This window comes from Streptococcus sp. HMSC34B10 (assembly GCF_001839505.1).
In the GTDB taxonomy this organism is placed as follows: domain Bacteria; phylum Bacillota; class Bacilli; order Lactobacillales; family Streptococcaceae; genus Streptococcus; species Streptococcus peroris.
Genome location: NZ_KV841547.1, coordinates 1 through 5,067, shown reverse-complemented (window position 1 = coordinate 5,067; position 5,067 = coordinate 1). Strand labels below are relative to the sequence as shown.

At 49.7% G+C, this 5,067-nt stretch carries 1 tRNA gene and 3 rRNA genes; all 4 read right to left on the bottom strand.

Annotated elements, in window-relative coordinates:
- Nucleotide 1: 1 nt before the first annotated feature.
- Nucleotides 2-117, bottom strand: a 5S ribosomal RNA gene (gene rrf / locus HMPREF3237_RS01880).
- Between the two features lie 76 nt (nt 118-193).
- A 23S ribosomal RNA gene (locus HMPREF3237_RS01875) occupies nt 194-3,095 on the bottom strand.
- Nucleotides 3,096-3,220: 125 nt separating this feature from the next.
- Nucleotides 3,221-3,293 (bottom strand) — tRNA-Ala (locus tag HMPREF3237_RS01870).
- 53 nt (nt 3,294-3,346) lie between these two features.
- A 16S ribosomal RNA gene (locus HMPREF3237_RS01865) occupies nt 3,347-4,892 on the bottom strand.
- The 16S, 23S and 5S rRNA genes sit together here with 1 tRNA gene alongside, the layout of an rRNA operon.
- Between the last annotated feature and the right edge of the window lie 175 nt (nt 4,893-5,067).

Genomic DNA, 5,067 nt, shown 5'->3' with positions numbered 1-5,067 from the left:
AGCTAAGCGACTTCCATATCTCACAGGGGGCAACCCCCAACTACTTCCGGCGTTCTAGGGCTTAACTGCTGTGTTCGGCATGGGTACAGGTGTATCTCCTAGGCTATCGTCACTTAACTCTGAGTCATACAAACTCAAAATTGAATATCTATTCAAATCCCAAGAAAACCTTCGCTTCGTATTCTCAGTTACTTTGGATAAGTCCTCGAGCTATTAGTATTAGTCCGCTCCATTGCTCACACAACTTCCACTTCTAACCTATCTACCTGATCATCTCTCAGGGCTCTTACTGATATAAAATCATGGGAAATCTCATCTTGAGGTGGGTTTCACACTTAGATGCTTTCAGCGTTTATCCCTTCCCTACATAGCTACCCAGCGATGCCTTTGGCAAGACAACTGGTACACCAGCGGTAAGTCCACTCTGGTCCTCTCGTACTAGGAGCAGATCCTCTCAAATTTCCTACGCCCGCGACGGATAGGGACCGAACTGTCTCACGACGTTCTGAACCCAGCTCGCGTGCCGCTTTAATGGGCGAACAGCCCAACCCTTGGGACCGACTACAGCCCCAGGATGCGACGAGCCGACATCGAGGTGCCAAACCTCCCCGTCGATGTGAACTCTTGGGGGAGATAAGCCTGTTATCCCCAGGGTAGCTTTTATCCGTTGAGCGATGGCCCTTCCATGCGGAACCACCGGATCACTAAGCCCGACTTTCGTCCCTGCTCGAGTTGTAGCTCTCGCAGTCAAGCTCCCTTATACCTTTACACTCTGCGAATGATTTCCAACCATTCTGAGGGAACCTTTGGGCGCCTCCGTTACCTTTTAGGAGGCGACCGCCCCAGTCAAACTGCCCGTCAGACACTGTCTCCGATAGGGATCACCTATCCGGGTTAGAGTGGCCATAACACAAGGGTAGTATCCCAACAACGTCTCCTTCGAAACTGGCGTCCCGATCTCATAGACTCCTACCTATCCTGTACATGTGGTACAGACACTCAATATCAAACTGCAGTAAAGCTCCATGGGGTCTTTCCGTCCTGTCGCGGGTAACCTGCATCTTCACAGGTACTAAAATTTCACCGAGTCTCTCGTTGAGACAGTGCCCAAATCATTACGCCTTTCGTGCGGGTCGGAACTTACCCGACAAGGAATTTCGCTACCTTAGGACCGTTATAGTTACGGCCGCCGTTTACTGGGGCTTCAATTCATACCTTCGGATTACTCCTAAGCACTCCTCTTAACCTTCCAGCACCGGGCAGGCGTCACCCCCTATACATCATCTTACGATTTAGCAGAGAGCTGTGTTTTTGATAAACAGTTGCTTGGGCCTATTCACTGCGGCTGACTGAAAGTCAGCACCCCTTCTCCCGAAGTTACGGGGTCATTTTGCCGAGTTCCTTAACGAGAGTTCTCTCGCTCACCTGAGGCTACTCGCCTCGACTACCTGTGTCGGTTTGCGGTACGGGTAGAGTATGTTAAACGCTAGAAGCTTTTCTTGGCAGTGTGACATCACTAACTTCGCTACTAAACTTCGCTCCCCATCACAGCTCAATGTTACAGAATTAAGCATTTGACTCAATTCACACCTCACTGCTTAGACAGACACTTCCAGTCGTCTGCTTTAGTTAGCCTACTGCGTCCCTCCATCACTACATACTCTAGTACAGGAATATCAACCTGTTGTCCATCGGATACACCTTTCGGTCTCTCCTTAGGTCCCGACTAACCCAGGGCGGACGAGCCTTCCCCTGGAAACCTTAGTCTTACGGTGGACAGGATTCTCACCTGTCTTTCGCTACTCATACCGGCATTCTCACTTCTATGCGTTCCAGCGCTCCTCACGGTACACCTTCTCCACACATAGAACGCTCTCCTACCATACCTATAAAGGTATCCACAGCTTCGGTAAATTGTTTTAGCCCCGGTACATTTTCGGCGCAGGGTCACTCGACTAGTGAGCTATTACGCACTCTTTGAATGAATAGCTGCTTCTAAGCTAACATCCTAGTTGTCTGTGCAACCCCACATCCTTTTCCACTTAACAATTATTTTGGGACCTTAGCTGGTGGTCTGGGCTGTTTCCCTTTCGACTACGGATCTTAGCACTCGCAGTCTGACTGCCGACCATAATTCTTTGGCATTCGGAGTTTATCTGAGATTGGTAATCCGGGATGGACCCCTCACCCAAACAGTGCTCTACCTCCAAGAATCTTGATGTCGACGCTAGCCCTAAAGCTATTTCGGAGAGAACCAGCTATCTCCAAGTTCGTTTGGAATTTCTCCGCTACCCACAAGTCATCCAAGCACTTTTCAACGTGCCCTGGTTCGGTCCTCCAGTGAGTTTTACCTCACCTTCAACCTGCTCATGGGTAGGTCACATGGTTTCGGGTCTACGACATAATACTAATCCGCCCTATTCAGACTCGGTTTCCCTACGGCTCCGTCTCTTCAACTTAACCTCGCATCATATCGTAACTCGCCGGTTCATTCTACAAAAGGCACGCTCTCACCCATGAACGGGCTCGAACTTGTTGTAGGCACACGGTTTCAGGTTCTATTTCACTCCCCTCCCGGGGTGCTTTTCACCTTTCCCTCACGGTACTGGTTCACTATCGGTCACTAGGGAGTATTTAGGGTTGGGAGATGGTCCTCCCAGATTCCGACGAGATTTCACGTGTCTCGCCGTACTCAGGATACTGCTAGGTACAAAGACTATTTTAAATACGAGGCTCTCACTCTCTTTGGCTGATCTTCCCATATCATTCTTCTATAATCTTTGAATCCACATTGCAGTCCTACAACCCCGAAGAGTAAACTCTTCGGTTTGCCCTCCTGCCGTTTCGCTCGCCGCTACTCAGGCAATCGCTTTTGCTTTCTCTTCCTGCAGCTACTTAGATGTTTCAGTTCACTGCGTCTTCCTCCTCATATCCTTAACAGATATGGGTAACAGGTAGTACCTGCTGGGTTCCCCCATTCGGAAATCCCTGGATCATCGCTTACTTACAGCTACCCAAGGCATATCGTCGTTTGTCACGTCCTTCTTCGGCTCCTAGTGCCAAGGCATCCACCGTGCGCCCTTATTAACTTAACCTTACTTTTTTGACCTTTCAGTCATAAACTCTTATTAATACTACAGCGTTTTCGGTTTATTTTCTTGTTACTATTTGATATAGATATTCAATTTTCAATGTGCATGACTTGGTGATCTCTCACCAATGGAGCCTAGCGGGATCGAACCGCTGACCTCCTGCGTGCAAAGCAGGCGCTCTCCCAGCTGAGCTAAGGCCCCACAAGACCTCTCAAGACTAAACAAGACCAACGTACAGGGTTCCTTATCCTTAGAAAGGAGGTGATCCAGCCGCACCTTCCGATACGGCTACCTTGTTACGACTTCACCCCAATCATCTATCCCACCTTAGGCGGCTGGCTCCAAATGGTTACCTCACCGACTTCGGGTGTTACAAACTCTCGTGGTGTGACGGGCGGTGTGTACAAGGCCCGGGAACGTATTCACCGCGGCGTGCTGATCCGCGATTACTAGCGATTCCGACTTCATGTAGGCGAGTTGCAGCCTACAATCCGAACTGAGACTGGCTTTAAGAGATTAGCTTGCCGTCACCGACTCGCGACTCGTTGTACCAGCCATTGTAGCACGTGTGTAGCCCAGGTCATAAGGGGCATGATGATTTGACGTCATCCCCACCTTCCTCCGGTTTATTACCGGCAGTCTCGCTAGAGTGCCCAACTGAATGATGGCAACTAACAATAGGGGTTGCGCTCGTTGCGGGACTTAACCCAACATCTCACGACACGAGCTGACGACAACCATGCACCACCTGTCACCGATGTACCGAAGTAACTTCCTATCTCTAGAAATGGCATCGGGATGTCAAGACCTGGTAAGGTTCTTCGCGTTGCTTCGAATTAAACCACATGCTCCACCGCTTGTGCGGGCCCCCGTCAATTCCTTTGAGTTTCAACCTTGCGGTCGTACTCCCCAGGCGGAGTGCTTAATGCGTTAGCTGCGGCACTAAACCCCGGAAAGGGTCTAACACCTAGCACTCATCGTTTACGGCGTGGACTACCAGGGTATCTAATCCTGTTTGCTCCCCACGCTTTCGAGCCTCAGCGTCAGTTACAAGCCAGAGAGCCGCTTTCGCCACCGGTGTTCCTCCATATATCTACGCATTTCACCGCTACACATGGAATTCCACTCTCCCCTCTTGCACTCAAGTTAAACAGTTTCCAAAGCGTACTATGGTTAAGCCACAGCCTTTAACTTCAGACTTATCTAACCGCCTGCGCTCGCTTTACGCCCAATAAATCCGGATAACGCTCGGGACCTACGTATTACCGCGGCTGCTGGCACGTAGTTAGCCGTCCCTTTCTGGTAAGATACCGTCACAGCGTGAACTTTCCACTCTCACACTCGTTCTTCTCTTACAACAGAGCTTTACGATCCGAAAACCTTCTTCACTCACGCGGCGTTGCTCGGTCAGGGTTGCCCCCATTGCCGAAGATTCCCTACTGCTGCCTCCCGTAGGAGTCTGGGCCGTGTCTCAGTCCCAGTGTGGCCGATCACCCTCTCAGGTCGGCTATGTATCGTCGCCTTGGTGAGCCGTTACCTCACCAACTAGCTAATACAACGCAGGTCCATCTGGTAGTGGTGCAATTGCACCTTTTAAACAGCTGTCATGCAACAACTGCTCTTATGCGGTATTAGCTATCGTTTCCAATAGTTATCCCCCGCTACCAGGCAGGTTACCTACGCGTTACTCACCCGTTCGCAACTCATCCAGAGAAGCAAGCTCCTCCTTCAGCGTTCTACTTGCATGTATTAGGCACGCCGCCAGCGTTCATCCTGAGCCAGGATCAAACTCTCATTAAAATAATAGTTTGTCTTAAACTCATTCTGTCACTGACAGATTTATTGTTTTTTTTCATTGTTCAGTACTATAACTTCCGTTATAGTGCCCTGCACATTGGTTCGTCTTGTTCAGTTTTCAAAGGTCTTTGCCTCTCATTCTACCTTGAGCGACAACTATATTAGTATATCACAGTCA